Source organism: Leisingera sp. ABM4_060 (assembly GCF_056158765.1).
This window is the reverse complement of sequence record NZ_JBSWTX010000001.1, coordinates 4,190,415-4,215,619: the sequence shown is the minus strand read 5'-3', so window position 1 is coordinate 4,215,619 and position 25,205 is coordinate 4,190,415. Positions and strand designations below refer to the sequence as shown.

At 62.9% G+C, this 25,205-nt stretch carries 22 protein-coding genes; 8 read left to right on the top strand and 14 right to left on the bottom strand.

Annotated features, from left to right (window positions below):
• Positions 1-58 precede the first annotated feature (58 nt).
• From ACXAEH_RS20445 to ACXAEH_RS20435, 3 genes are all read left to right on the top strand, one after another.
• Entirely contained in the window at positions 59-1,411 is a 1,353-nt protein-coding gene (locus ACXAEH_RS20445; RefSeq protein WP_475035448.1) for a glutamine synthetase family protein, read from the top strand.
• Positions 1,412-1,510: 99 nt separating this feature from the next.
• Positions 1,511-2,893: an aldehyde dehydrogenase family protein gene (locus ACXAEH_RS20440; RefSeq protein WP_475035635.1), complete on the top strand. Its 1,383-nt coding sequence runs from the start codon at positions 1,511-1,513 to the stop codon at positions 2,891-2,893.
• Positions 2,894-2,987: 94 nt separating this feature from the next.
• On the top strand, positions 2,988-4,133 hold the full coding sequence (locus ACXAEH_RS20435; RefSeq protein WP_475035447.1) for an iron-containing alcohol dehydrogenase: 1,146 nt from the start codon (positions 2,988-2,990) through the stop codon (positions 4,131-4,133).
• Positions 4,134-4,205: 72 nt separating this feature from the next.
• Here ACXAEH_RS20435 and ACXAEH_RS20430 read toward each other — a convergent pair whose 3' ends face one another.
• A complete protein-coding gene (locus ACXAEH_RS20430) occupies positions 4,206-4,421 on the bottom strand; it encodes a hypothetical protein (RefSeq protein ID WP_475035445.1) in 216 nt (71 codons plus the stop codon).
• A 148-nt stretch (positions 4,422-4,569) separates the two neighbouring features.
• Positions 4,570-5,574, bottom strand: a complete 1,005-nt coding sequence (locus ACXAEH_RS20425) for a LacI family DNA-binding transcriptional regulator (RefSeq protein WP_475035443.1) — start codon at positions 5,572-5,574, stop codon at positions 4,570-4,572.
• Positions 5,575-5,718: 144 nt separating this feature from the next.
• Here ACXAEH_RS20425 and gap point away from each other — a divergent pair, with 144 nt between their 5' ends.
• Together gap and ACXAEH_RS20415 are read left to right on the top strand one after the other, a co-directional pair.
• Positions 5,719-6,747 carry a type I glyceraldehyde-3-phosphate dehydrogenase gene (gap, locus tag ACXAEH_RS20420; RefSeq protein ID WP_475035441.1) on the top strand — a complete coding sequence of 343 codons (1,029 nt, stop codon included), beginning with the start codon at positions 5,719-5,721 and terminating at the stop codon, positions 6,745-6,747.
• 239 nt (positions 6,748-6,986) lie between these two features.
• Positions 6,987-8,060, top strand: coding sequence for an Mrp/NBP35 family ATP-binding protein (locus ACXAEH_RS20415; protein WP_475035439.1), 1,074 nt, complete (start codon positions 6,987-6,989; stop codon positions 8,058-8,060).
• 222 nt (positions 8,061-8,282) lie between these two features.
• Here the strand turns inward: ACXAEH_RS20415 and ACXAEH_RS20410 are convergent, their stop codons facing one another.
• The 5 genes from ACXAEH_RS20410 to phnC form a co-directional block, all read right to left on the bottom strand.
• Positions 8,283-8,897, bottom strand: coding sequence for an LbetaH domain-containing protein (locus ACXAEH_RS20410; protein WP_475035438.1), 615 nt, complete (start codon positions 8,895-8,897; stop codon positions 8,283-8,285).
• 31 nt (positions 8,898-8,928) lie between these two features.
• The gene (gene phnE, locus ACXAEH_RS20405) at positions 8,929-10,299 is read right to left on the bottom strand and encodes a phosphonate ABC transporter, permease protein PhnE (RefSeq protein WP_475035437.1); all 1,371 of its coding nucleotides are present in this window, start codon (positions 10,297-10,299) and stop codon (positions 8,929-8,931) included.
• Complete coding sequence (gene phnE, locus ACXAEH_RS20400) at positions 10,296-11,165, bottom strand: phosphonate ABC transporter, permease protein PhnE (RefSeq protein WP_475035435.1); 870 nt, start codon at positions 11,163-11,165, stop codon at positions 10,296-10,298. Before phnE (ACXAEH_RS20400) ends, phnE (ACXAEH_RS20405) begins: the two co-directional genes overlap by 4 nt.
• Before the next feature lie 114 nt (positions 11,166-11,279).
• Positions 11,280-12,182, bottom strand: coding sequence for a phosphonate ABC transporter substrate-binding protein (gene phnD, locus ACXAEH_RS20395; protein ID WP_475035434.1), 903 nt, complete (start codon positions 12,180-12,182; stop codon positions 11,280-11,282).
• A gap of 64 nt (positions 12,183-12,246) precedes the next feature.
• Positions 12,247-13,065 (bottom strand): phosphonate ABC transporter ATP-binding protein, encoded by an 819-nt coding sequence (phnC, locus tag ACXAEH_RS20390; protein ID WP_475035433.1) that lies wholly within the window; start codon positions 13,063-13,065, stop codon positions 12,247-12,249.
• 207 nt (positions 13,066-13,272) lie between these two features.
• Here phnC and rpe point away from each other — a divergent pair, with 207 nt between their 5' ends.
• Positions 13,273-13,962 carry a ribulose-phosphate 3-epimerase gene (gene rpe, locus ACXAEH_RS20385; protein ID WP_475035431.1) on the top strand — a complete coding sequence of 230 codons (690 nt, stop codon included), beginning with the start codon at positions 13,273-13,275 and terminating at the stop codon, positions 13,960-13,962.
• A 188-nt stretch (positions 13,963-14,150) separates the two neighbouring features.
• Here rpe and ACXAEH_RS20380 read toward each other — a convergent pair whose 3' ends face one another.
• From ACXAEH_RS20380 to ACXAEH_RS20355, 6 genes are all read right to left on the bottom strand, one after another.
• Positions 14,151-16,241, bottom strand: a complete 2,091-nt coding sequence (locus tag ACXAEH_RS20380) for a 3-hydroxyacyl-CoA dehydrogenase NAD-binding domain-containing protein (protein ID WP_475035430.1) — start codon at positions 16,239-16,241, stop codon at positions 14,151-14,153.
• A gap of 238 nt (positions 16,242-16,479) precedes the next feature.
• Positions 16,480-17,712: a Tm-1-like ATP-binding domain-containing protein gene (locus ACXAEH_RS20375; protein ID WP_475035429.1), complete on the bottom strand. Its 1,233-nt coding sequence runs from the start codon at positions 17,710-17,712 to the stop codon at positions 16,480-16,482.
• Between the two features lie 103 nt (positions 17,713-17,815).
• Positions 17,816-19,159: an aldehyde dehydrogenase family protein gene (locus ACXAEH_RS20370; protein WP_475035633.1), complete on the bottom strand. Its 1,344-nt coding sequence runs from the start codon at positions 19,157-19,159 to the stop codon at positions 17,816-17,818.
• Positions 19,160-19,164: 5 nt separating this feature from the next.
• Positions 19,165-20,784 (bottom strand): tripartite tricarboxylate transporter permease, encoded by a 1,620-nt coding sequence (locus ACXAEH_RS20365; RefSeq protein WP_475035427.1) that lies wholly within the window; start codon positions 20,782-20,784, stop codon positions 19,165-19,167.
• Between the two features lie 9 nt (positions 20,785-20,793).
• Complete coding sequence (locus ACXAEH_RS20360; RefSeq protein WP_475035425.1) at positions 20,794-21,324, bottom strand: tripartite tricarboxylate transporter TctB family protein; 531 nt, start codon at positions 21,322-21,324, stop codon at positions 20,794-20,796.
• 70 nt (positions 21,325-21,394) lie between these two features.
• Complete coding sequence (locus ACXAEH_RS20355; RefSeq protein WP_475035423.1) at positions 21,395-22,342, bottom strand: tripartite tricarboxylate transporter substrate-binding protein; 948 nt, start codon at positions 22,340-22,342, stop codon at positions 21,395-21,397.
• Positions 22,343-22,503: 161 nt separating this feature from the next.
• On the opposite strand from ACXAEH_RS20355, the gene ACXAEH_RS20350 reads away from it, so the two are divergent.
• Together ACXAEH_RS20350 and ACXAEH_RS20345 are read left to right on the top strand one after the other, a co-directional pair.
• Positions 22,504-23,283: an IclR family transcriptional regulator gene (locus tag ACXAEH_RS20350; RefSeq protein ID WP_475035422.1), complete on the top strand. Its 780-nt coding sequence runs from the start codon at positions 22,504-22,506 to the stop codon at positions 23,281-23,283.
• A 45-nt stretch (positions 23,284-23,328) separates the two neighbouring features.
• Positions 23,329-24,684 (top strand): aminotransferase class III-fold pyridoxal phosphate-dependent enzyme, encoded by a 1,356-nt coding sequence (locus ACXAEH_RS20345; RefSeq protein ID WP_475035420.1) that lies wholly within the window; start codon positions 23,329-23,331, stop codon positions 24,682-24,684.
• A gap of 191 nt (positions 24,685-24,875) precedes the next feature.
• On the opposite strand, the gene ACXAEH_RS20340 is transcribed toward ACXAEH_RS20345, so the two are convergent.
• A complete protein-coding gene (locus tag ACXAEH_RS20340) occupies positions 24,876-25,187 on the bottom strand; it encodes a 2Fe-2S iron-sulfur cluster-binding protein (RefSeq protein WP_475035419.1) in 312 nt (103 codons plus the stop codon).
• Between the last annotated feature and the right edge of the window lie 18 nt (positions 25,188-25,205).

Genomic DNA, 25,205 nt, shown 5'->3' with positions numbered 1-25,205 from the left:
TAAGGAATTTGCCAAAACTTTTGCGTAAAGTTTTGGCCCCAGACGCAAAGGGCTGCCTATGCTCTCCTTCGAAAATTTGAAGTCCCAGGTTTCCTCCGGCCTGGTCGACACGGTTCTGGTTTGCCTTGTTGACATGCAGGGCCGCCTGATGGGGAAGCGGTTTCATGCCGGTCATTTTGTTGCGGGGGCCTGGGAGGAGACGCATTGCTGCAATTACCTGCTGGCGACCGACCTGGAGATGGCGACGCCGGACGGCTATGCCTCCACCAGCTGGGAGCGAGGCTACGGCGATTATGTGATGAAGCCGGATCTGGCGACGCTCCGGCCGGTGCCCTGGCTGGAGGGCACGGTGATGGTCTTGTGCGATGTGCTGGATCACCACACGCATGAGGAGGTTCCGCATTCCCCCCGCGCCATTCTGAAACGGCAGGTGCAGCGGCTTCAGGCGATGGGCTATGAGGCGATGTGCGCCACCGAGCTGGAGTTTTTCCTGTTTGAGAAAAGCTTTGACGAGATCCGCCGCTCAGGCTTCCGCGACCTGGCGCCGATCTCCGGCTACAACGAGGATTACTCCATCCTGCAGACCAGCCGCGAGGAGCATGTGATGCGGCCCATCCGCAACCATCTGTGGGATGCGGGGCTGCCGGTCGAGAACTCCAAGGGCGAGGCGGAAACCGGCCAGGAGGAGCTGAACATCAAATATGCCGCGGCGATGGAAACAGCGGAGTTCCACACCATTGCCAAACACGCAATCAAGGAAATCGCGGAGCAGCAGAGGCATGCAGTGACTTTCCTGCCGAAGTGGAGCCATGACAAAGTGGGTTCCTCGTCCCATGTGCACCAGTCGCTGTGGCAGGACGGCAAGCCTGCGTTCTTTGACGAAAGCGACCCGCTTGGCATGTCGGCGCTGATGAAGAACTACATGGCGGGTCTCTTGAAATACGCCCCCGACTACACCGCCTTCATGGCGCCCTACATCAACAGCTACAAACGCTTCATGAAGGGCACTTTTGCGCCCACGCGGATCATCTGGTCGGTGGACAACCGCACCGCGGGCTACCGGCTGTGCGGTGACGGAACCAAGGCGATCCGGGTGGAGTGCCGGATCCCGGGCTCGGATATGAACCCCTATCTGGCGATGGCGGGCATGCTGGCGGCGGGCATCGCCGGCATCGAGGAAGGGCTGGAGCTGCAGCCGCCGGCCAAGGGCGATGTCTATCAGGGCGACAGCGGCATGATCCCCGGCACCTTGCGCGATGCGGCGGCGGCGCTGAAGGGCTCGGCGATGCTGCGCGCGGCGCTGGGAGACGATGTGGTGGACCACTATGTGCGGGCCGCCGAGGTCGAGATCGAGGATTTCGACCGGGTGGTCACCGATTACGAGATTGCGCGTGGATTTGAGCGGGCGTGAGCCCGCATCTGGCGGATTGGGGCGCTGCCCCAAACCCCGGAGTATTTTTGACCAGAAAGAAGCAGGGGCGGCGTGCCCCGAGGACTGGAGTGAATGGCGATGGGCCAGGTATTGAAATGCATCTCACCGGTTGACGGATCGGTCTTTGCAGAACGCGAAGTGCTGCCGCGCGAGGACGCCTTTGCGGCGGCGGAACGGGCACGGGCGGCGCAAGGCGCCTGGGCAGCGCGGCCGTTGCAGGAGCGCATTGATCTGGTGATGGCAGGCGTGGCCGCCGTTGGTGCCATGAACGGCGAGATCGTGCCGGAACTGGCGCATATGATGGGCCGCCCGGTGCGCTATGGCGGCGAGTTCGGCGGCTTCAACGAGCGCGCCAGCCACATGGCGCAGATCGCAGAGGAAGCGCTCGCAGACATTGAGGCCGGCGAGGACGAGACCTTCAAACGCTACATCAAGCGGCTGCCGCATGGGGTGGTGTTTGTGGTGGCGCCCTGGAACTACCCCTATATGACTGCGATCAACACCGTGGCGCCGGCACTGATTGCCGGCAATGCGGTGGTGCTGAAACACGCGACCCAGACGCTTCTCGCGGGCGAGCGGATGGCACAGGCCTTCCACGGCGCAGGCGTGCCGCAGGATGTGTTCCAGAATGTTTTCCTGGATCACGGCACCACCTCGGAGCTGATCGCAGCACGCGCGTTCAACTTCGTGAACTTCACCGGCTCGGTGGGCGGCGGCCAGGCGATGGAGCGCGCCGCGGCGGGCACCTTCACCGGCGTCGGCACCGAACTGGGCGGCAAGGATCCGGGCTATGTGATGGAGGACGCGGACCTGGACGCAGCCGTGGACACGCTGATTGACGGCGCCATGTTCAACTCCGGCCAGTGCTGCTGCGGCATCGAGCGGATCTATGTGCACGAGAGCCTCTATGACGCCTTTCTGGAGAAGGCCATTGCCATCGTGCAAGGCTACAAGCTGGGCAACCCGCTGGAGGCGGAGACCACCATCGGCCCGATGGCCAATGTGCGCTTTGCCGAAGAGGTGCGCGGCCAGATTGCCGAGGCGGTGGCCGCAGGTGCCGTGGCCCATATCGCACCCTTCGCCGAGGACGACGGCGGCGCTTACCTCACGCCGCAGATCCTGACCGGTGTCACCCACGATATGCGGGTGATGCGCGAGGAAAGCTTTGGCCCGGTGGCGGGCATCATGAAGGTGTCGTCGGACGAAGAAGCCATCCGGCTGATGAACGACAGCGACTTCGGCCTCACCGCCTCGCTCTGGACCCGCGATGTGGAGCGGGCCCAGGCCGTGGGCGACCGGATCGAGACCGGCACCGTGTTCATGAACCGCGCCGACTATCTGGATCCCGGCCTGTGCTGGACCGGCTGCAAGGACACCGGCCGCGGCGGCGGCCTGTCGGTGATCGGCTACCACAACCTGACCCGCCCGAAGAGCTATCACCTGAAGAAACGCACCGGCTGACCGGCTTTCATCTTTCCGGAAATACTCCGGGGGGCTTGCCGCCAGGCAAGCGGGGGCAGCGCCCCCTCCCCGGCATCAACACAGGAACACCCTCATGTCTCTCGTTGGAAACTGGTCCTACCCGACCGCAATCAAATTCGGCGCCGGCCGCATCAAGGAACTGGCTGAGGCCTGCGCCGCCGCGGGCATCAAACGCCCGCTGCTGGTCACCGACAAGGGGCTGGCCGATCTGCCGGTCACCCAATCGACGCTCGACATCCTGGAGGCCGCGGGCCTGGGCCGGGCGATGTTCTCGGAGGTCGACCCGAACCCGAATGAGAAGAACCTGGACGCAGGCGTCGCCGCCTACAAGGCCGGCGGCCATGACGGGGTGATTGCCTTTGGCGGCGGCTCCGGCCTGGATCTCGGCAAGATGGTTGCCTTCATGGCAGGCCAGACCCGGCCCGTGTGGGATTTTGAGGATATCGGCGACTGGTGGACCCGCGCCGATGCTGATGCCATCGCGCCGATCATCGCGGTGCCGACCACTGCCGGAACCGGCTCCGAAGTGGGCCGCGCCAGCGTGATCACCGACAGTGTCAGCCACGCCAAAAAGATCATCTTCCACCCGAAAGTTCTGCCCGCGGTGGTGATCTGCGATCCCGAACTGACCGTCGGCATGCCCAAGTTCATCACCGCGGGCACTGGCTTGGACGCCTTTGCCCATTGCGTCGAGGCGTTCAGCAGCCCGCATTACCACCCGATGTCCCAGGGCATCGCGCTGGAGGGCATGCGGCTGGTCAAGGACTACCTGCCGCGCGCCTATGCGGATGGGACGGACATCGAGGCCCGCGCCCAGATGATGAGCGCCGCGGCCATGGGCGCCACCGCCTTCATGAAGGGGCTTGGCGCGATCCACGCGATGAGCCATCCCATCGGCGCCCAGTTCAACACCCACCACGGCACCACCAACGCGGTCTGCATGCCCAGCGTCCTGGAGTTCAACGCGCCGGCGATTGCGGACCGCTTCAATATGGCGGCGGCATACTTGGGCATCGCAGGCGGCTTCGACGGCTTCCGCGCCTTTGTGCAGGAGCTCAACGACAGCCTCGCCATCCCCCGCCGCCTGTCCGGTCTCGGCGTCACCGAAGACGCCATCCCCGCCCTCGCAAAAGACGCCGCAACAGACCCCTCATGCGGCGGAAACCCCATCAATCTCAACGAAAAAAACCTAACCCAGCTGTTCAAGGCGGCGATGTGAGGCAAACTTCCTTGAGAACTTTCAGCGCTCCCCGTCCGGCGGGGAGCGCTTTTTCATTGCCAGGCCTTGCAGTCAGCCGCTGACGTAGACCTTGTCCTTTGGGTAATAGAAAATTTTCTGATTATGCAGGCGGCCCAGAAGTTCGTGGACTCGGCGCAGAGTTTCTTCGTCGCTGCTGCCGGGTTCAGGCTGCGCCTCGGACAGGCTGTCCCTGGTGGTCTGCAGCGCAGTTTCGATCAGTTCCATATCCTCGACGGACAGCTCGAACATGTCGTTGTACTGGGGCATCTGGGCGCGTTCTCCTGTTTGGCTAGACTAAACTGGCTTGCTTCAGGCTGCCCGATGCCGGGCCATAAAGCCACAGGAAAGCGGGCGCCTGCGTTCACTCCCAGTCTAATCACCTGTTTCTACTCCTCTTTTCTCAGGTCGAAATAAATCATAGGGTCTCACCCAGGCTGATCGCCGGGCGGAGCTGATCAAAGACCAGCCCTTCTGCCCCGGCCACCTGACGCGATTGCAGGATGATACCGGCAGCGCGTTCGCCGATTTCGCGGCGGCAGGCGTCGGTGGTGGCCAGCTGCTGCGGCAGGCCCTGCAGGATCTGCAGATTGTTGAAGCCAGCCAAGGCGATATCGCCGGGCACCGACAGCTCTGCCGCCAGGCAATGCATCAGCCCGCCGACGCTCATCACGTCACTGGAGTAGTAAATGCAGTCCAGGTCCGGGCTGCGCGCGAGCATCTGGGCGGTGAGCTGCCGGCCAGTCTGAATCGCACTTTCGCCCGCGTAGTGTTCAAGGTCCGCAAGCGTCACGCCTTGTGACGCCAGCCCGTCGGTGAACCCGTCAAAACGCTTCCGGGCGCGGAAGTCCTGCGGCATCTTGGTGCCGATGAAGCCAATCCTGCGGTAGCCACGGGCCAGGATCTGCGCCGCCATGTCGCGGCCTGCTTGCAGATGCGAAATACCGACGCAGTGGCGCACCGGGTCGCCGTCCACATCCATCACTTCAACCACCGGGCAGTCCGCTTGCTGCAGCATCCGCCGGGTGGATTCGGTATGTTCGAGCCCCGCCACGATCAGGCCGGAGGGGCGCCAGCTCAGCATTTCGCGAATGACGCTCTCTTCTTCCTCCAGGTCATAGCCGGAAATCCCGACCACAGGTTTCAGAGGGCTGTCCTTGAGAACGGCGGAAATGCCCGATAGCACCTCGGGGAAGACAAAGCTGTTGAGCGACGGGACCACCACCGCCACCAGGTTGACCGATTGCGAGGACAAGGAGCCGGCAATCCGGTTCGGCACATAGCCATGAGAGCGGGCGATTTCCTCGATTTTCGCCTTGGTTTTGGCAGAGACGTCAGGTGCGCCGCGCAAGGCGCGGGAGGCAGTCATCTCGCTGACCCCGGCCAAGCGGGCAACGTCTTTCAGCAGCAGTTTCTTCGTCATGTGCCCATGCTCCTGCAGTTTGAGAGCGGCTGCAAGGGGCCGGCCGGATGCGGAGGGGTTGATTTAGGCCTCCGTTAGCGTTATCGGTATCGCAACCGTTATCGATACCGGAATCACTTCCGGTGCAGCTGCTGGAGGTGAGGCATGGCATTGAAGATCGCAATCAACGGATTCGGGCGGATTGGACGCGGGGTGCTGCGCGCCCTGCTGGAAAGCGGCGCCGAGGATATCGAAGTGGTGGCTATCAATGATCTGTCGCCACCGGAGACTCTGGTGCATCTGCTGAAATACGACAGCGTTCACGGGCGCCTGCAGGTCCCGGTGTTTCTGGCCGGCGATCTGATCCGGGTGGGCCATCACAGCATCCGGCTAAGCGCCATCCGCAATCCGGAGGAGCTGCCTTGGCAGGACGTTGACATCGCCTATGAATGCACTGGGCTGTTCACTGCCCGCGAGCAGGCAGCGCGGCATTTGCAGAACGGCAGCAAGCGGGTGCTGATCTCGGCGCCGGGCAAGGATGCGGACCGCACTGTGGTCTACGGCGTCAACCATTTGGATCTGACCGTAGAAGACGTGATTGTCTCCAACGCCTCCTGCACCACCAACTGCCTGGCGCCGCTGGCGAAGGTGCTGGATGAGGCCTTTGGCATCAAGACAGGCTATATGACCACGATCCACGCCTACACCGGCGACCAGCCTACCCATGATGCCAGCCACAAGGACCTCTACCGCGCGCGGGCGGCCTCCTTGTCAATGATACCGACTTCCACTGGGGCCGCGCGGGCGATTTCCGAGGTGCTGCCGCATTTGAAGGGGCGGCTGGAGGGGTCGGCGATCCGGGTTCCGACGGCCAATGTCTCGGTGGTGGATCTGAGCTTTGTGCCGGAGCGGGCTGCCACGGCCGAGGCGGTCAATGCTGCGGTCAAGGCAGCTGCCGGAAACAGGCTGGAAGGTATCCTTTCCTATGAAGAAGATCCGCTGGTTTCGGTTGACTTCAATCACAACCCGCATTCCAGCTGTTTCGCCGCAGCACAGACCGCCGTCACCGCCGACGGGCTGGTCCGGGTGGTCAGCTGGTATGACAACGAGTGGGGTTTTTCCAACCGGATGGCCGATACCGGCCGGCACATCGGAGACGTGATGCGTTCCGCCGAGGTGGCACTGGCCAGCTGACAGGGCTCTCCCGCCCGTCGTCCGGCCCAAAATGGGCCTCCTCCCGTTGGGCCGGGCGCCGCGCTGATGCGCGGCGCTGTTGCGTTTCGCGGCAGCAGCCCGCCCCGCCAACGGGCCAGTTCGCGAAAAACCTGTCTCCAGGATACGGAATATCAAACTCCGCCCGCCGGACGGCTGGCGCGCGGCGCCGAATTACGCCACAACTGCCCGCAAGACATGACCAGCTACAGGAGACCGGCGTGACCGTCACCCGCGAAACCGTCCTCAAGGCGCTCAAATCCATCGCCGATCCCGTCAGCGGCGCAGATATTGTCAGTGCAGGCATTGCCCGCGCGGTGACCGTCGAGGGCAGCACTGTACGTTTTGTGCTGGAGATCGATCCGGGCAAGGCCGAGGCCTATGGACCGGTGCGCGACAAGGCAGATGCCGCGGTGGCTGCTCTGTCCGGCGTGGAGAAGGTTTCTGCCATGCTGACTGCCCATTCAGAGAAAGCGCCGCCGGACCTGAAACCGAAGAAATCGGCGCAGGCCCAGCAGCAGCAGGCGCCCCAGAAGGTGCCCGGCGTGGCACGGATCCTGGCGGTGGCCTCGGGCAAGGGAGGGGTTGGCAAGTCCACCGTCTCAGCCAATCTCGCCTGCGCGCTGGCGATGCAGGGGCGTAAGGTCGGGCTGCTCGATGCCGACGTCTATGGCCCTTCGCAGCCCAAAATGCTGGGTGTCAGCGGCCGCCCTGCAAGCCCGGATGGCAAGACCATCCTGCCCTTGCGCAACCACGGCGTCACCATGATGTCGATGGGGCTGATGACCGGCGAAGATCAGGCGGTGATCTGGCGAGGTCCGATGCTGATGGGCGCGCTGCAGCAGATGCTGCTGCAAGTGCAATGGGGCGAGCTGGATGTGCTCATCGTCGACCTGCCGCCCGGCACCGGCGACGTGCAGATGACGCTGGCGCAGAAGACGCATGTGGACGGGGCCATCGTGGTCTCCACGCCGCAGGACGTGGCGCTGATCGACGCCCGCAAGGGCATCGACATGTTCCGCAAGATGAACGTGCCGGTTCTGGGTATGATCGAGAACATGTCCACTCACATCTGCTCCAACTGCGGCCATGAGGAGCATGTGTTCGGCCACGGCGGCGTGGCACAGGAAGCGCAAAAACTGAACGTGCCGCTGCTGGGCGAGGTTCCGCTGCATCTGGACGTGCGCCTGGCTGGCGACAATGGCACGCCGATTGTGGCCGCCAAACCCGGCAGTTCCCAAGGCAAGGTCTTCCTAGGCATTGCTACCCAACTGGTCGACGCAGGCGCCGCCTGACCCCTGCCAGCCGCGGGTCACGGGCCGCAAAGCGGCGGCACCCAGCGCCGTTCACCCTTGAGGCGGGGATGGCAAACCTAAGAACAGAAATAGCGCTTCAGGGCATACCTGCCCCTGAAGCGCTTCTCAGAAAACTGTACTCGCCGCGCAGCGGCGCCACGCCCAACTGTGACGCACATTCTATGAATGTGCAGCAGCAGACGGGAGCATTTGCCTGCCGGATCAAGAGTACTTCTCAAGGAATTCTTCTGCCCGCAATGTGCGAAAGTCCGGCAGCGCGGCGCGCAGGGCTTCGTGGCTCCAGTTCCACCAAGCCAGGTCCATCATCTGCTCGGCAACCGCTTCAGGATAGCGGCGGCGGATCACTTTGGCGGTGTTGCCGCCAATGACGGTGTAAGGTGCTGCGTCCTTGGTCACGATGGCGCCTGAGGCCACGACAGCGCCATGCCCGATGGTCACCTCTGGCTTGATCATCGCCCCATGGCCAATCCAGGTGTCATGGCCGATACGGGCCGTGCGCCCGGCGCGGCGGTTAAACCACTCCGCATCATCCTCCGCATCATCCCAGTAGCTTGCCGAACGGTAGAGAAAATGATGCAGCGACGCCTTCTCCATCGGGTGGTCCGTGGCACCGATCCGCACGCAGCTGGCAATATTGGCGAACTTGCCGATCTCTGCGTTGGCAATGTCACAGGTCCTGTCGCAATAGCTGTAATCTCCGACCACTGAGTTTGCGACACGGGTGCCAGCCCCGATTTCCACATAGGCGCCAAAGCTGCTTCCAATGATGGTGCAATCTGGATGAATAAGCGGCTCTTCAGCCTGCAATCGGGCCATTGTCGGTCCTCCTCAGAAAGCTGGGGCAAGGTCAGGGCAGCAGGAAGGCTTCGCCCTCTGCTTTCCGCGGCTTGCGTTTGGCTTTGCCGCCCTCGCCCTTGATCAGGCGGCGGCGCAGCCAGCCGGAGAACCAGTCCATCAGCATCACCATCAGGATGATTAGGGTGATGTAATAGGCCACTTCCTCCCAATCCTTCTGGGTGATGATCGCCTGGGTCAGCAAGAGCCCGATCCCGCCGCCGGTGATGGCGCCGATAATGGTGGCGGAACGGGTGTTGGATTCCAGGAAATAGAGCAGCTGGCTCAGCAGCACCGGTGTGATCTGCGGGATTACCCCGAAACGGTAGCGCTGCACTGGTTTGGCGCCGGTTGAGGCAACACCTTCGATCTGTTTCCGGTCAACGTTCTCCAGCGCCTCGGAGAAGATCTTGCCGAAGGTGCCGGTGTCCGTCACCAGGATCGCCAGCGCGCCGGTCAGCGGGCCGGGGCCAAAGGCGCGGGCCAGGATCACGGTCCAGATCAGCGAGTCGACGCCGCGGACAAAGTCGAACAGCCGGCGCATGGCAAAACGCAAAGTCCTAACGGGCATGAAGTTGCGGGTCGCAACAAAGGCCAGCGGCAGCGCGATAATGCCGGCGCCGATAGTGCCAAGGAAGGCCATCAGCAGGGTTTCGGCAATTGCCCAGGCCACATCCTGGTGGCGCCACATCTTGTTGGTCCAGAAGTCCTGGAAAATGGCGCCACCCTCGCCGGTGGCGGCGCGCTGCAGCAGCTCCCCTGCCCCCATGCCGTAGTACGGGCTGTCGAGGGTAAAGAAAAACAGCTCCCAGCCCGCGAAATAGCGGAACACTTCCGCCCGGTTGCGGGTGACGGTCAGGCGTCCGGCCCCGGTTTTGACTGCCAGGCAATTCTTGGAGACGCTGACCCAGTCCGGCACCTCCCCTGGCGGCAGTTCGGCCTGCACGCCCGCACGGCGGTTGGGCGTTGCCCGCACCAGACCGTAACCGGGGATCATGTATTCAATGGTGTGAGGACCAAAGGTGACCAGATGGCCGTCCTCGAGGTCAATCACGGTGGTTTCACCCAAGTCTACCCAGTCCGGCGACACGCCGTCCGGATAGGCGCCCTTGCGCTCACCCTCAATGGCGACCGAGAGGGCACCGCTGCGGTTGTCGCGGGTCACGTGGGTCTTGTAGCTGTAGCTGTCGCTGACCAGGGTCTTTGCATTCTCCAGGTTTGCCTTTTCCCACAGTCCCGGAACGTCGAACGCCAGGAACACATAGGCCAGATAGGCCAGTACCGCGGCCGGCAAGGCAAAACCCGTCAACTGTTTCCTCCGGAACAGCCGCGACATGTTCAGCTTCAGCTCTGCCGGAGGCAAATTGGTATCAAAACTGGTCATGCCTTCGCTCCATGGGTCAGACGGTCACGCAAGAGGCCGGACACCTGGTCGACGGCGACGATGGTAATGAATAGCAGGAGGAAAATCGCGGCGGCTTCATCGTAGCGCCCCTGCCCCCAGGACATGGCGTTTTTCAGCTCGTAACCGATACCGCCCGCACCGACGAAGCCGAGGATGGCAGAGGCGCGGATGTTGATTTCAAAGCGCAAGAGCGCATAGCTTACATAGTTGGGGCCGACCTGCGGGATCACGCCCAGCGCCATCCGCTGCGCCCAGGTGGCGCCAACGGAGGAAAGGCCCTCAACCGGTTTCAGCGAAGCATTTTCATTGACTTCCGAAAACAGCTTGCCCAGCGCGCCCGCTGTGTGGATGGCAATGGCAATCATCGCGGGCACCGGGCCGCCTCCAAGGACAAAGATCAGCACCAGCGCGATGACAATTTCCGGGATGGCACGGCAGATGTCGCTGATGCGGCGGAACAGCGGGATCAGCGCGGGCCATGGCGCCATGCCGCGGGTGGCCAGCAGCGACAGCAAAGTTCCGAACACCGCGCCGACCAGCGTCGACGCAGCAGCGATGTTCAGCGTCTCCACCAGGGCCGGGAAAAAACGTACCAGATGCCCGGGAAGCTGGGACGCCTTTTCTGCCGCCTCTGCCAGCACCTCCGCAGGATAGTCGAAAACCCGGGTGAACCCGTCGGCAAAGGACCCAGCGTTGCGGCTGTCCGCGGTGCGGAAACCTGCCGCCATGAGCGCCGTGAAGACCGCAAGAAGAATGCCGCCGTAAAGCCGCTTGCGCTGAATATGGGCGGTGTAATTTTCCCGGATCTCGTCCACCGCCGGCCGGGCTGCCGTCAGATCTGCCATGTAGGGGTCCTGGTGTTGCTGTCATGACGGCAACTGCCGCCCTCAGGGAAATTGCGGGGCCCGGGGAAAGTCCGGAACCCCGCAGAGCACAGTTCAATGAGTGCTGGTTTGAAATTACTGGGATTTCAGTTTGCGGGCTTCAATGATCACTTCATAGGCGTCGTGGGTGATCGGCATCAGGCCCTTCAATTCACCGCCCAGCACGTTGTACATGCAATCCGGGTCGATCGAATTCATCGAGGCCAAGAGGCCGGTCATCTTGACTTTCACGTCTTCGGGCAGCTCAGTGCGCAGCACAAACGGGCCTTCCGGGATCGGAGCCGATTTCCAGATTTCGACCATGTCATTCATGTCAACCAGGCCTGCGTCAACCGCGCGGCGCAAGGCGCCCGAGTTGTAGCCATCTTCCCACTCGCCCAGGCCATCGGCCCAGCTGACGCCGCCATCCACGTCGCCGTTGGCCACTGCTACGATTGCCTGCTCATGGCCGCCGGTGAACTTGACCTCGCCAAAGTAGTCGCCGGAGTCCATGGTGGCGCCGGTCACCTGCGGAATTTCGATCGACGGGATCAGGTAGCCCGAGGTGGAGTTCGGATCGCCAAAGCCGAAGGTCTTGCCTTTCAGGTCTTCCAGCGATGCAACGCCGCTGTCCTTGCGGGCAAAGCCGATGGAATAATAGCCATAGCTGCCGTCGGTGTTCACCTTGACCAGAACCGGTTCAACCGCTTTGGGGTCGGACAGATAAGTCTTGGCATAGCCGGACGCGCCCAGCCAGGCCATATCGATGGTGCCGCCCAACAGGCCCTGGATCACACCGTTGTAGTCAGCCGGGGCAAACAGTTTGGTCTCGACACCCAGCAGCTCCTCGGTCTGTTCGCGCAGGCATTCCTGCTTGCTCAGCCGGTCCTGGGCATTTTCGCCGCCCAGGATACCGATGCGGAATTCCGTGATTTCTTCGGCCGCAACGGGGGCGGTCAGCGCGGTGGTTGCCAGCGCTGCAGCAATCAGCTTTTTCATCTCAAGTCTCTCCGGTTTGGTCTTCCGGAGAGCAGCTCTCCGGAAAGATGAAAGCAATTCGGGGTCACTCGGCAGGGATGGCGGCCCGCAGGGGCTGTGCCTTCTCCAGCGTTTCGATTTCGGTCGAGGTGGCCGCCTCGGAGAACCCCTCTCCGGCGCCATAGATCTCGCGCGCCACACCGGTGGTCAGCTGCTCGGGCAGCCCGTCAAAGACGATACGGCCGTCGCGCATGCCGACCACCCGGTCGCAATAGCGGCGCGCGGTGTCCAGTGTGTGCAGGTTTGCAATGACGGTGCGCCCGTCTTCCTCGTGGATGCGGCGCAGCGCTTCCATCACGGTCTGGGCGTTCATCGGATCCAGCGAGGCAATCGGCTCATCCGCCAGGATGATTTTCGGATCCTGCATCAGCGCCCGGGCAATCGCCACCCGCTGCTGCTGGCCGCCCGACAGGGCTTCGGCGCGCTTGGCGGCGTGTTCTGCGATACCAAGGCGGTCGAGGATGTCGATGGCCTTGTGAATATCCTCCATCGGATAGAGATTGAACAGCGTGGCCATCACGTTGCGGCGGTTCAAGGTGCCGTGCAGCACGTTGGACACCACATCCATCCGCGGCACCAGGTTGAACTGCTGGAAGATCATCGCGCAATCGGATTGCCAGGCGCGCCTGTCCTTGCCCTTCAGCTGGGTGACGTCGCAGTCTGCAAACAGGATCCGCCCCTCGGAAGCGTTCTCCAGCCGGTTGATCATCCGCAGCAGGGTGGATTTACCGGCGCCCGAACGGCCGATGATGCCGATCATACAGGGCTTGTCGATGTCCAGCGTGGCCGCGTCCACTGCGGTCTTATTGCCGAACCTCTTGGTCAGTCTGTCAATGCGCAGCACGGCTGGTGCTCCCTCTTGGCTCGGGAACTGACTAGCGGCCTTGCTCAAACCCTGTGTGTCACCGCCGTGAAAGTTTTGTAACGGCGCCAAATGCAATCCTAGGGTGCGCGAAGCAGACCCGGGTGACATTCACCCTGTCCAGACCGGGCAGCAGGGTCTATATGGCATCCCAACTCCTCATTCCCTTTTGCTGAAGGAAGCTGCCAGATGTCCTTTGACCGCAAGATCAAGATCGCGCCCTCGATCCTCTCCGCCGATTTCGCCAATTTCGGCCAGGAGATCCAGGCCATCGAAGCCCAGGGCGCCGACTGGGTGCATGTGGATGTGATGGACGGGCATTTCGTGCCAAACCTCACCTTTGGCCCGCAGGCGGTGAAAGCGTTCCGGCCGCATGTGAAGACAGTGATGGACGTGCATCTGATGATTGCGCCAGTCGATCCCTATATCGAGGCCTATGCCGATGCCGGTGCCGACGTTCTGACCGCCCATATCGAGGCAGGCCCGCATATCCACCGTACCCTGCAGGCCATCCGGGCTGCCGGCATGAAGGCAGGTGTCGCGCTGAACCCCGGCACCCCGGCGGAAGCGGTGGAGCACCTTTTGGACCTGACCGACCTTGTCTGCGTGATGACCGTAAACCCGGGGTTTGGCGGCCAGAAGTTCATCGACATGACAGCCAAGATCCGCCGCCTGCGCTCGATGATCGGCGACCGCCCAGTGCATATCGAGATCGACGGCGGCGTCGATCCCTCTACCGCACCGCTGGTTGCTGCAGCCGGCGCTGATGTGCTGGTCGCAGGCTCCGCGGTGTTCAAGGGCGGTTCGGTGGACAAGCCCGAGGTCTATGGCGGAAACATCCGCAAGATCCGTGCCGCCACCGAAGGCACCTGGACCTGATTCGGATCTGAACCGGGGCGCTCCCGCCAATCACCTGGCACATCAAAGATGCGCCGCTCTTGTTGGGCCAGGCGCCGCGCTCTGCGCGGCGCTTCTTCGTGAAACGGCCAGCGTTCTGCGATCAGCCCGGCTAAGCCGGGCCGCGCCCTGATGGCCCTCGACGGGCCAGAAGGGCGCATGCCCCTGCCTCAGGCGCTCTTGTTCAAATCGCCGAAAGTCCTGCCATCTGCTGCCAGCTGCTCCAGCAAAGGCGCGGGCTGCCAGAAGAACGCATCTTCTGACGCATAGGCCTTGATATCCGCGAGGATGCCCTCAAGCCCCTGCAGGTCGGCCCATTTCAGCGGACCGCCCCAAAAGCGCGGGAAGCCATAGCCGAACAGCATCACCATATCGACATCCAGCGGGCGCCGGGCAATTCCTTCGCCCACCACCTTGGCTGCCTCATTGACCATGGCGCACATGTAGCGGCGCAGAACTTCTGCATCCGAGAACTCCCGCGGCGTTACTCCTTGCTGCTCCTGGTCCATGGCGATCAGCTCCGCCACTTGCGGGTTGGGCACGCCGCCGCGCTTGCCGTCTTGGTAGACGTAAAAGCCCCTGCCGGTCTTCTGACCGAAATCACCGCCTTCACAGAGCATCTCGTAGAACCGCGGCACCCGTTCCCGCGGATCGCGATCCGGCGCGCGGCGTTTGCGGGCGGCCCAGTTGATATCCAGCCCGGCCAGATCGCCCATCGCAAAGGGCCCCATCGGGAAGCCAAAACCGGTCACCGCCTTATCCACCTGAAAAGGCGAGGCCCCGTCCAGCACCACATATTCCGCAGCCTTGCGGTAGGCGTTCATAATCCGGTTGCCGATGAACCCGTCGCAGATACCAGAGCGCACCGCGACCTTTTTCAACCGCTTGCCAAGGGCGAATCCGGTGGCCAGCACCTCCGGCGCGGTCCGCTTAGCCACGACCACTTCCAGCAGCTTCATCACATGCGCGGGTGAAAAGAAATGCAGGCCGATCACATCCTGAGGGCGCGACGTAGCCGCGGCGATCTCATCCACATCCAGATAAGAGGTATTGGTCGCCAGCACTGCACCGGGCTTGCAATGTGCGTCCAGCTTGCCGAAGACCTCGCGCTTCACCTCCATGTCTTCGAACACGGCCTCGACCACCAAATCCGCCTGCCCCAGCGCCGCATAATCTGTGGCCACGGTAAGCGCCTCGCCGGTCAGCTGATCATATTGCGCCTGAGTGACCTTGCCCCGGTTCAGAGCACCTTGCAGATTGCCCTCGATCCTGCCGCGGGCGGCAGCCGCCGCCTCTTCCGTCATCTCGACCAGCACCACCTGCAGCCCGGCCAGCAGTGCCGCAGTGGCGATGCCCGCCCCCATGGTGCCGCCGCCGATCACCCCCATTGCGGCAACCTCACGGGGCGCGGCGCTTTCCAGTTCCGGCAGCTTGCTGACCGCGCGTTCCGAGAAGAACGCATGGATCAGCCCCTGCCGCTGATCCAACTCCATCAGCTCCATGAAGAGTTCGCGCTCGCGCCTGAGACCTGCCTCGAAACTCTCCGCTTCCACTGCCGCCTGCACCGCCCGCACGGCGGCGGCCGGGGACATCTGGCCCCGGCCTTTCTTCAGCGTCGCCTCATAAACGGCGTCGAAATCCACGGCCTCCGGTGCAGGCATCTCCGCCACCGCCCGGCGCGAAACGCCTTGTTCCAGCAGCTCCTGCACATAGGCCAGGCCGATGTCGCGCGGTTCACCCTCGGCGATCCGGTCAATGATGCCTTTCTCCAGCGCCTCAGCAGCGGAAAAATGACGGCCGCTGGTGATCATCTCCAGCGCCGCTTCAGTTCCCGCAAGCCGCGGCAGCCGCTGGGTCCCGCCCGCTCCAGGCAGGATACCCAGGTTCACCTCGGGCAGCCCCATTTTCGCCGATGGCACCGCTATCCGGTAATGCGAGGCCAAGGCCACCTCCAGCCCGCCCCCCAAGGCAGTACCGTGCATGGCAGAGACCACGATCAGAGGCGACGCTTCGATCCGGCCGCACAGCCCAGGCAGATAGGGCTCCTGCGGCGGCTTGCCAAACTCGCGGATATCGGCGCCCGCAAAATAGGTCCTGCCCTCGCCATAGATCAGCACCGCCCGGGCACCTTCGCTTTCAGCGCGCTCGATCCCGGTGAGAAGCCCCCTGCGCACGTCGATCCCCAGCGCGTTCACGGGCGGGTTCTGTGCCTTCAGAACGGCGATCTCTCCTACCCGTTCATATGCAATGGCTTCACTCATCCGGTTATCCTCTCTCTTCCGGGGGCCGTTTGGCCTGTGCCCGTCCCCTTTTCGATTAGGCACGGCGCGCAACAAGACGCCAAGCCAGAAATTTCGCAGGCAATGGCAAACCCCGCGTCGGCAGACGCGGGGGTGCTTCATCCAGCCCGCAGGCATGATGTAACAAACTTAAGTAGAAAAGTGAACTTTTGAAACTCCACAACCCGGCATGATTGGCCCAAGTCAAACCGGGCTGCGCTCAGGCTGGCTGCACCACGCCCTGCGCGGCCCATTCATCGAGAATTTCCAACACCTTATCCGTGAAAGCCTGATCATTGATGTGACACTCCAGATCATGGAGCACCGCATTCTCCGGGCAGGATGCGCGCATTTGCGAGCAGAAAGTCTCCAGCCCCGCGGCATCATGCAGCGGAGCACCGGGGCGGTCCCATTCATTACAGCCGCCTGCCGGCAGCAGCAGGGCAACTGGCGCCGTCGCAAGGGCGAGCTTGCCGCAAATGGCCTGCGCCACCTGCCGCCGTTCCCCCGCATGCAGCATGGCAGAGGTGAGGAGCCGGTTGTGGGCATGGGTCTCGCGCCCCTGCAACTGTGCAGGGGTTTCTTGCCAGCCAACAAAGTCCACCAGGTCGTAGCAGCCCGGCGCCACCAGCTGCGGCGTGCCGGATTTCCCGGCATTGGTCATCCGGTCCGCCCCCGCCGACAGCCCTCCGAACAGGTGGTTGGAAATCTCTTGGGGGGCAAAGTCCATCACCGCAGCAAAGGCGCCCTCCGCAGCCAGGCTTTCGAACGCCCGCCCACCCATGCCAGTGGCGTGGAACACGGCAACCTCAAACCCGCGGTCCTCCAAGGCAGGTTTCAGCGTCACCATATAACGCAGAACTGTTTTCCCGAAGGAGGTCATGCCGATTAAAGGCCGGTCTCTTTTAGGCGGCTCCACGGCACGGACGGCCCCCAGAACCGCACCGGCGGCTTGGCTGAGCGAGGCTTTGCAGATCGAATTCAGACCGTAAAGCCCGCCTGCCCAAAGGATCATCTGCACATCGGCCGGCATACGCTCCGGCGGCATCAGCGGCGAAAACGCAACGGTTGAGACAATGTACTTGGGCACCCCCACCGGAAGTGCCGCGCACATGTCCAGCGCCAAGTCGGTGCCCATGGTGCCGCCCAGCACAATCACTCCATCAATGCGCCCCTCCCGGTACAGCTCCAGCGCCTTGGCCGCGGCGCCAGCTCCCATGATCTGCATGGCAGTATTCTCGTCACCGGTGCCGATCGCCGCCTGGATCGAACTGCCACCGGCCTCAGCCACCTCGTGCTTGCTGACATCCGTCGGCTGGCTGGGATCCCCCAGCACGCTCACATCCATGGTCAGCACCCCGCCGCCCTGTCCGCGGATCACCTCTGCCAGATATCCCAGCTCATCGTCCTTGGTGTCATAGGTTCCGGCAACCAGAATGGTCTTGCTCGTCATGTCCCGTTCTCCCTGCGGCCTGCGCCCTGAAGCACAAAAGCCCTTTCATCTTTCCCCAAATACTCCCGCCGGAGGCCGCAGGTTTTGCCTCGCAAAATCTGCCTTAGAGCTGGATCCAAGCGGTCTTCAGGTCGGTGTATTTATCCAGCGCATGAAGCGATTTGTCATGCCCGTTGCCGGACTGGCCGACGCCGCCCAGCGGTACAGTATTGTCTGAACCGCCATAGGTGTTCACATGCACAACGCCCGCGCGGATGCCCGCCACCATCCGGTGCGCGCGGGACAGATTTGCGGTCCACACTCCTGCGGCGAGGCCATAGTCGGTAGCGTTGGCTAGGCTCTGCGCTTCTTCCTCGGTCTCGAAACTGGTCACTGCCAGCACCGGCCCGAAGACCTCGCGCTGGAACAGTGCGTGATCGCGGGCCACACGGGTGACGATGGCCGGCGCCATATAGGTGCCGCCAGTCTCTTCCAGAATGCGCGTGCCGCCCGAAATCACCTGCCCGCCCTCAGCCCGCGCAATGTCCATGAAAGACAGGTTCTGGCGCAGCTGGGTTTCGGAATTCACCGCGCCAACCTGCGTGCCCAGATCCAACGGATCGCCAACCCGCAATGCCTCGGTCTCGGCCTTCAGCATCTCGACAAATTCGTCGTGAATGGAGGCCTCGACCAAAAGCCGCGAGCCTGCGACGCAGACCTGGCCCGAATTGCGGAAAATACCTGCAGCCGACACTTTAGCAGCTTTGGCCAGATCCGGTGCATCCGCAAAGACGATGTTCGGAGACTTGCCGCCCAGTTCCAGATAGCAGCGCTTGAGGTTAGAACGCGCCGAGGCTTCCAGCAGTTTGCGGCCCGTGGCGCCGGAGCCGGTAAAAGCCAGCACATCCACACCCATCGAGGCCGCCAATGCCGCACCTGTTTCCGCGCCGGAGCCCGTCACCACGTTCAGCACCCCGTCCGGCAGCCCGCATTCCGTGCAGATCTCAGCCAGCCTGAGCAAAGAAAGCGAAGCGGTCTCAGCCGGTTTCAGCACCACAGAGTTGCCCATCGCCAGTGCCGGCGCCAGCTTCCAGGCGCCGATCATCAGCGGGAAGTTCCAGGGCACGATGGCGCCCACCACCCCCACCGGCATCCGGTGAACCAGCCCCAGCACATCCGGTGCGGTTGGCGCGACCTCTCCGGCCACCTTGTCCAGCGCCTCGGCATAGTAACGGAAGGTGCCCGCCGCCGATCCCGGCTCGGCCTTCAGCGCCATGTTGAATTCGGTGCCGTTGTCGCGCACGCCCAGCACCGCCAGTTCCACCGCTTCGGTCTCGATCCTGTCGGCAATCCTGTGCAGCACTTGTTTGCGTGCGGCGGGGCTCTGTCCCGCCCAGCGGCGGTCCTCAAACGCCCGCCGCGCCGAAGCGACAGCGTTTTCGACATCTGCTGCAGAGGCGCCTGCCAGCGTTGTCAGAACAGATCCGTCAACCGGCGAAGCAACTTCGAGTGTCTGGCCCGAACCTTCTTTCCGTGATCCTTCAAGAAAGAGTTTCTGCGGCGCCACATCAAGCTGCCGAAGCTTGTCGATGAGCGGTTGGTCTGCCATTCGGCCTCCTTCAGTTCTTTCCGGTCCTTCAGCACCCGCAGGATGTGGACCGCCAGAACGATGATGATGAGTAGAAACAAGATGAACGCCACCGGGCGGTCGATGAAATCGAAGGGCTCCTTCACCCGTGCCATGCCCGCGCGCAGCTTCACCTCCATGATGCCGCCCAGAACCATCCCGAGGATGATCGGCACCGAAGGCAGCGACAGGCGTTTCAGCACGTAACCCAGGATGCCGAAGGCCGCCGCCATCACGCAGTCGGTGGCGGAGTTGCGCAAGGAGTAGACCCCCACGAAGCTGAGCGTCAGGATACAGACGCCGAGGAAGCGGTTGGGGATGCGCACCACCTGGATCAGCGACTTGGTAGCAAAGAGCAGGAAGACAAGGACCAAGACATTCAGCACCAGCAGCGCCAGGTACAGCGCCACGACAAAATCCATGTCGTTCTGGAACAGCCCTGGCCCCGGCACCACGTTATGCACGTAGAAGACAGAGAGCATCATCGCCGTCAGCGCCTCGCCCGGGATGCCGAGCGCCAGCAGCGGCACCATGGCGGCGGCCGGCACAGCGTTGTTGGCGGTTTCTGCTGCGATCAGCCCTTCGGAGGAGCCGTTGCCAAAGTCCTGCGGCCGTTTCGAGGTCTTCTGCGCATAGGTGTAGGACATGAACTGAGCGGTGAACTCGCCGACGCCGGGCACCATCCCCATCAGCACGCCGAAACTGGCTGAGACGCCGGCCACGCGCGGATGGCGCGCCAGCTCGCGCAGGCCTTGGAACATGCCGCCGCGCAGGCGGGTCAGGCGGACTTTCTCGTCCTCGTCCGTCAGCAGGACAAAGGCCTGGGAAATGGCAAACAGGCCCAGCACCACCACGATCAGGTTGATGCCGCCGCCCAGGAAATCCTGCCCGAAGGTGTAGCGCTGAGTGTATTTCACCGGCTCCAGCCCGATGGTTTGCAGGAAAATCCCGAAACAGGCCAAGGCCCCGGCAATCAGCGCTTGCCCTCGATGGGCGACAACCACCAGGATCAAGCCCAGAAGCGCCGCCAGGAAGATCTCGCGCGAGCCGAACATCGGCGCGACTTTGGCCAGCACCGGCGCAAACAGGATCAGGCAGATGACCGAGAAGATGCCGCCGAAGAAACTGGCGGAGTAAGCAAGGCTCAAGGCGCGGCGCGGCTCTCCCCGCGCGGTCATCGGATAGCCGTCATAGGTGGTGAGCGCATTGACCGCAGTGCCGGGTGTGTTGATCAGGATCGCCGGGATCGAGCCGCCGTACATGGACGATCCGTAGATCCCCAGAAGCACGGTGAGGCCGACAATCGGATCCATCGAGAAGGTTGCCGGCAGCAGAATTGCGATGGCAACAGCGGGGCCGACGCCAGGGATAGCGCCGATCAGCACACCGCCGACCGAGCCCGCCAGCAGTGCCAGCGCCACGTCCCAGCGCATCAGGATGTCAATTGCAGAGAGGATCAGATCCATGGGAGGGGCTCAGAGGTAGAGAATGAAGAAACTGCGCAAGGCACCGGGCAGATACTCATAGACCAGCGCACCCGGGATCTTGACCGACAGGAACCCCTTGAACAGCACCACGACAATGATGGCAAAGGCAACACCTGCCCACAGCATGAAGCGGCTGCGGTAGCCCATCCGCCAGCACAGCAGCGGTACGAAAGCCATCGTCACAGGCAAGTAGCCGATAATGGGCACCAGCAAGACGTAGCCCATGAACCAGCCTGCATATTCAAACACCTGCCCCCAGCGCTTCACTTCCCACAGGTCATAGCGGCTGACCCGCCGCCAGGGCAGTTTGTAGAGATGCAGGCCGCCCATCAGCACCATGCCGCCAATGGCGACGGCAGGCCAGAACCGGGGCTGGGCAAACAGCTTGGTCTTCTTGACCCAAGTGGTCTGGTCACTGATCACGGCCAGCAGCAGCAGCGCCGCGCCCAACAGGATCAAGGCAAAGACCAGCTGCCCGCGCCGGGGCCCGGCAAAGCGGTGTTCACGTTCCGAAGGCATCTGAGGAGTTCTTTATCCGCGCGAAGGAATGGGCACCGGGGCCCGTCAAGGCCCCAGTGCAGGGGGAGGATTACTCAGACAGCAGGCCGCCGATTCGGGCCATGGTGCCGATATCATTGGCTACGCGGGCGGCACTGTCATCCGCGCGCTGCCAGTAAACCAGCGCGCCGGTTTCCTTGGCAACGTTCTGGGCACGCTCGCTCATCACGGTTTTCTCAGCCACCGCAATGATCTTATCGCGCACGTCCTGCGGTGTGTCCTTGGTTACGAACAGCCCGTTCCACAGGGCGATGTTCAGGCTCTCGTCCAACTCGCCGATGGTCGGCGCATCAGGGGCCAGCGGAATACGCTCGTCAGTGATGGAGACCAGCACCTTGACCTGATCCAGGCAGGGCAGCACCAGCTGCAGCGTGGTATTGATCACATCCGCATCGCCGGAGGCCAGCGTGTTGCAGTCCAGCGCGTCAAAGGCCGCGTCCGAACCCCATTCGAACCCGGCGTTCTTGGCGTAGGCCTTGGTCACCTGGGTCGGCGTCAGCACATCGCCGAAATGGCCCAGCGCCACGTCGTTTTCCCTGGCATAGGCCGCCAGCTCTTCCATCGTGCTGTAGGGTGCATCGCCTGAGGCAGCGATCACAAAGGGATAGGTCAGGAAAATCCCCAGCGGGTCGAACTTTTCCGGCGTCAGCGGCGGAATGTCGATCTGATGCCCCATCACCGGGACACCGATCACGAAAGAGCCGATAGTGTAGCCGTCGCTCGGCGCATTTGCCACTTCGATGGCTCCTGGGAACGGCCCGCCGCCGCCGCCCGGCTTATTCACCACCGCCGCCGCGACGCCGTATTCGTTCTGGAAATCCTCGGCGATCATCCGGGTCAGCACGTCTTCCAAATCACCCGGCGGCCAGGGCACGATAAAGTTTACCGGTTTTTCCGGATATTCAGCCTGCGCAGCAATCGCGCTCAGCCCCAGCACCGCCGCTGCGGTTGCGCCTTTCATGAGGGTTTTGAGTTTCATGGCTTTCCTCCCAGTTTTATCATACGGTTCATTATTTGAACCATTGGTTTGAATTTAGATTGACAGCCTATCCCGTTATCTGTCAAGAAAATTGCATAACGGGTGCAGCTTTTTCGAATACGACCACCTGCAAGGACGACATAGGGAGCACAGGCAAGCGCATGGGAACTGTATCCAAAGCCTTGTCATTACTGACATATTTCAACCACGGCAGGACCGGAATCGGGTTGAGCGACCTCACGCGCCTGTCCGGCTTGAACAAGGCAACCGTGTACCGGCTGATGACCGAATTGCAGGAATTGGGCTTTGTCGAACAGACCGATGGCGACCGGATGTACCGCCTTGGCCCGCAGGTTCTGCGCTTGGCAGCGCTGCGCGAGGCGGCAGTACCGATCCTCTCAGTCTCGCGCCGGGTGCTGCGCGACCTCAGCGATGAGACCGGCGAAACCACCCATCTGTCTCTCTTGCAGGGCAGCCAGCTGAACTCCTTGTCTCACGCCTATTCGCCGCGCCACGCCACCAAGGTGATGATGGAGGACGCCGAGGTGCTGACCTACCACGGCACCAGTTCCGGGCTTGCCGTGCTCGCCTATGCCGACCCCGGATTTGTCGACGAAGCGCTGGCCCAGCCGCTGCAGATCCATACCGCTAAAACCATCACTGACCCGCTACAGATCCGCACTCAGATCGCTGAGGTGCGCGAAACCGGAATGGCACAGTCGGTTGGCGGCTTTGAAGCCGATGTGCACTCCCACGCGGTGCCGGTTTTCGGCCCCGATCGCCAAGTGATCGGCGCGCTGGCCGTGGCGGCACCGGTGTCACGCATGACCCCGGAACAGAAACAGCTGATCCCGGCCGCCCTACGCCGAGCGGGCGCCACCCTCACCCATCGCATCGGCGGCTCTGCCCCCGCGGACTATCCGCAGAACAGCACCGCCTGACTTCCCCTCTCCGGCCCAGCGGGGCCGCATCCAGGAGCTGACCCCATGAAAGACTCCAACTTCCTGAAAGAGCACAATGCCAAATCCCTTTGGCATCCAATGGCGCACCCCGGCGACAGCCTGGCCAATCCGCCTGCTATCATCACCTCTGCACAGGGGGTGAAGATAACAGACGTGGACGGGCGTGAGGTGGTCGACGCGGTCGGGGGCCTGTGGAACGTGAACCTGGGCTTTTCCTGCCAGCCGGTGAAAGACGCCATCGCCGCGCAGCTTGATGTGCTGCCCTATTATTCTACCTTCCGCGGCACCACCAATGATCAGGTGATCCAGCTGGCCGAGGAAATGCGCAAGTTCTTCGCACCCGATGGTCTGACCCGAGCCTTCTTCACCTCCGGAGGTTCAGATTCCGTCGAAACCGCGCTGCGGCTGGCGCGCCAGTACCACAAGATCCGCGGCGCAGAAGGCCGCACCAAATTCCTGAGCCTCAAAAAAGGCTACCACGGCACCCACATGGGCGGCGCCTCAGTGAACGGCAACGCCAATTTCCGCACCCAATACGAACCGCTCCTGCCCGGCTGCTTCCAGATCCCGGCGCCCTACACCTACCGCAACCCCTTCAACGAGAGCGATCCGGAGCGCCTGGCCCAGCTTTGCCTGCAAGCGCTGGAGGACGAAATCGCATTCCAGGGTGCAGGCACTATCGCGGCTTTCATCATGGAGCCGATCCTGGGTGCAGGCGGTGTGATCCCGCCGCACAAGAGCTTCATGCCCGGCGTGCGGGAGATTTGCTCGAAAAACGATATCCTGCTAATCGCTGACGAGGTGATCACTGCCTTCGGCCGCACTGGCTCCTGGAGCGGTTCGCGCCATTGGGGCGTGCAGCCGGACATGATGGCAACCGCCAAGGCAATCACCAATGGCTATTTCCCCTTCGGGGCGGTGATGATCGCGGATCACCTGACCGAGACCTTTGAGAAGGACACCAGCGGCAAGGCGGCCATCGGCCACGGCTACACCTATTCCGGCCACCCTGTCGGCGCGGCTGCGGCACTGGCTTGCCTGGAAGAAACGCTGAAACTGAATGTGCCGGAGAACGCCGCTGCCCGGGGCACTCAGATCCACCAGGGCCTGCTGGACCTGCAGCAGAAATACGCGCTGATCGGCGACGTGCGCGGCGGCCATGGGCTGATGAGCGCACTGGAGCTGGTCTCAGACCGCGCCACCAAGGCCCCGGTTGACAAAAAGACCATCGGCAAGCTGCAGGAGGTTGCTTATGAGGCTGGCGCCATGGTCCGTGTCAGCGGCCCCAACATCATCCTCTCCCCGCCGCTGGTGCTGAGCGAGGCAGACGCGGCCACCATCCTCTCCGCTCTGGACGCAGGCTGTGCGGCGGTGAGCTGACGTCTGCCGAAAACGCAATCCGCGCCCGGGCCGCCAGGTCCGGGCGCCACCAGATGCCATGGCGGGCCCGAAGCTTTGCTTCGGGCCCGCGGCCTCAGTAGCGCCGCTGACGCGGCGCGGTAGCGTAATACGGAAACAGGCGCAGCTGCCGCAGCCGCGCCTGTTGCATCAAGCTCTTCTGATGTTCCGTGTCAGGCCTCCGGCACTTCCAGCACCAGCCCGTCCAGATCCGGATGCGCCTCAATCTGGCAGCTGAGGCGGCTGGTTTTCCGCCGCGCCTCTGCCAGATCCAGCATCGCATCTTCGAACTCTCCAGCCGCACCGCATTTCGCCGCCCACTCCGGATCCACATAGACATGGCAGGTGGCACAGGCGAGACAGCCGCCGCACTCGCCCACCACACCGGGCACATCATGTGCCAGCGCCGCTTCCATCAGGCTTTGGCCATAGTCCACTGTTGCCGTGACGGCCCCTCCGCCCGGCAGCTTCCAGGTGACTTGCATCGGTTTTCTCCGCAGATG

Excerpts from the sequence above, each read along its gene's own strand:
- ACXAEH_RS20410 (WP_475035438.1), bottom strand. The coding sequence starts at position 8,897 with ATGGCCCGATTGCAGGCTGAAGAGCCGCTTATTCATCCAGATTGCACC.
- ACXAEH_RS20350 (WP_475035422.1), top strand. The coding sequence starts at position 22,504 with ATGGGAACTGTATCCAAAGCCTTGTCATTACTGACATATTTCAACCAC.
- phnD (WP_475035434.1), bottom strand. The coding sequence starts at position 12,182 with ATGAAAAAGCTGATTGCTGCAGCGCTGGCAACCACCGCGCTGACCGCC.
- gap (WP_475035441.1), top strand. The coding sequence starts at position 5,719 with ATGGCATTGAAGATCGCAATCAACGGATTCGGGCGGATTGGACGCGGG.
- ACXAEH_RS20365 (WP_475035427.1), bottom strand. The coding sequence starts at position 20,784 with ATGGATCTGATCCTCTCTGCAATTGACATCCTGATGCGCTGGGACGTG.
- ACXAEH_RS20380 (WP_475035430.1), bottom strand. The coding sequence starts at position 16,241 with ATGAGTGAAGCCATTGCATATGAACGGGTAGGAGAGATCGCCGTTCTG.
- phnE (WP_475035437.1), bottom strand. The coding sequence starts at position 10,299 with ATGACCAGTTTTGATACCAATTTGCCTCCGGCAGAGCTGAAGCTGAAC.
- ACXAEH_RS20345 (WP_475035420.1), top strand. The coding sequence starts at position 23,329 with ATGAAAGACTCCAACTTCCTGAAAGAGCACAATGCCAAATCCCTTTGG.
- ACXAEH_RS20355 (WP_475035423.1), bottom strand. The coding sequence starts at position 22,342 with ATGAAACTCAAAACCCTCATGAAAGGCGCAACCGCAGCGGCGGTGCTG.
- phnE (WP_475035435.1), bottom strand. The coding sequence starts at position 11,165 with ATGGCAGATCTGACGGCAGCCCGGCCGGCGGTGGACGAGATCCGGGAA.
- ACXAEH_RS20440 (WP_475035635.1), top strand. The coding sequence starts at position 1,511 with ATGGGCCAGGTATTGAAATGCATCTCACCGGTTGACGGATCGGTCTTT.
- ACXAEH_RS20360 (WP_475035425.1), bottom strand. The coding sequence starts at position 21,324 with ATGCCTTCGGAACGTGAACACCGCTTTGCCGGGCCCCGGCGCGGGCAG.
- ACXAEH_RS20340 (WP_475035419.1), bottom strand. The coding sequence starts at position 25,187 with ATGCAAGTCACCTGGAAGCTGCCGGGCGGAGGGGCCGTCACGGCAACA.
- ACXAEH_RS20445 (WP_475035448.1), top strand. The coding sequence starts at position 59 with ATGCTCTCCTTCGAAAATTTGAAGTCCCAGGTTTCCTCCGGCCTGGTC.
- ACXAEH_RS20435 (WP_475035447.1), top strand. The coding sequence starts at position 2,988 with ATGTCTCTCGTTGGAAACTGGTCCTACCCGACCGCAATCAAATTCGGC.
- ACXAEH_RS20425 (WP_475035443.1), bottom strand. The coding sequence starts at position 5,574 with ATGACGAAGAAACTGCTGCTGAAAGACGTTGCCCGCTTGGCCGGGGTC.
- ACXAEH_RS20430 (WP_475035445.1), bottom strand. The coding sequence starts at position 4,421 with ATGCCCCAGTACAACGACATGTTCGAGCTGTCCGTCGAGGATATGGAA.
- rpe (WP_475035431.1), top strand. The coding sequence starts at position 13,273 with ATGTCCTTTGACCGCAAGATCAAGATCGCGCCCTCGATCCTCTCCGCC.
- ACXAEH_RS20375 (WP_475035429.1), bottom strand. The coding sequence starts at position 17,712 with ATGACGAGCAAGACCATTCTGGTTGCCGGAACCTATGACACCAAGGAC.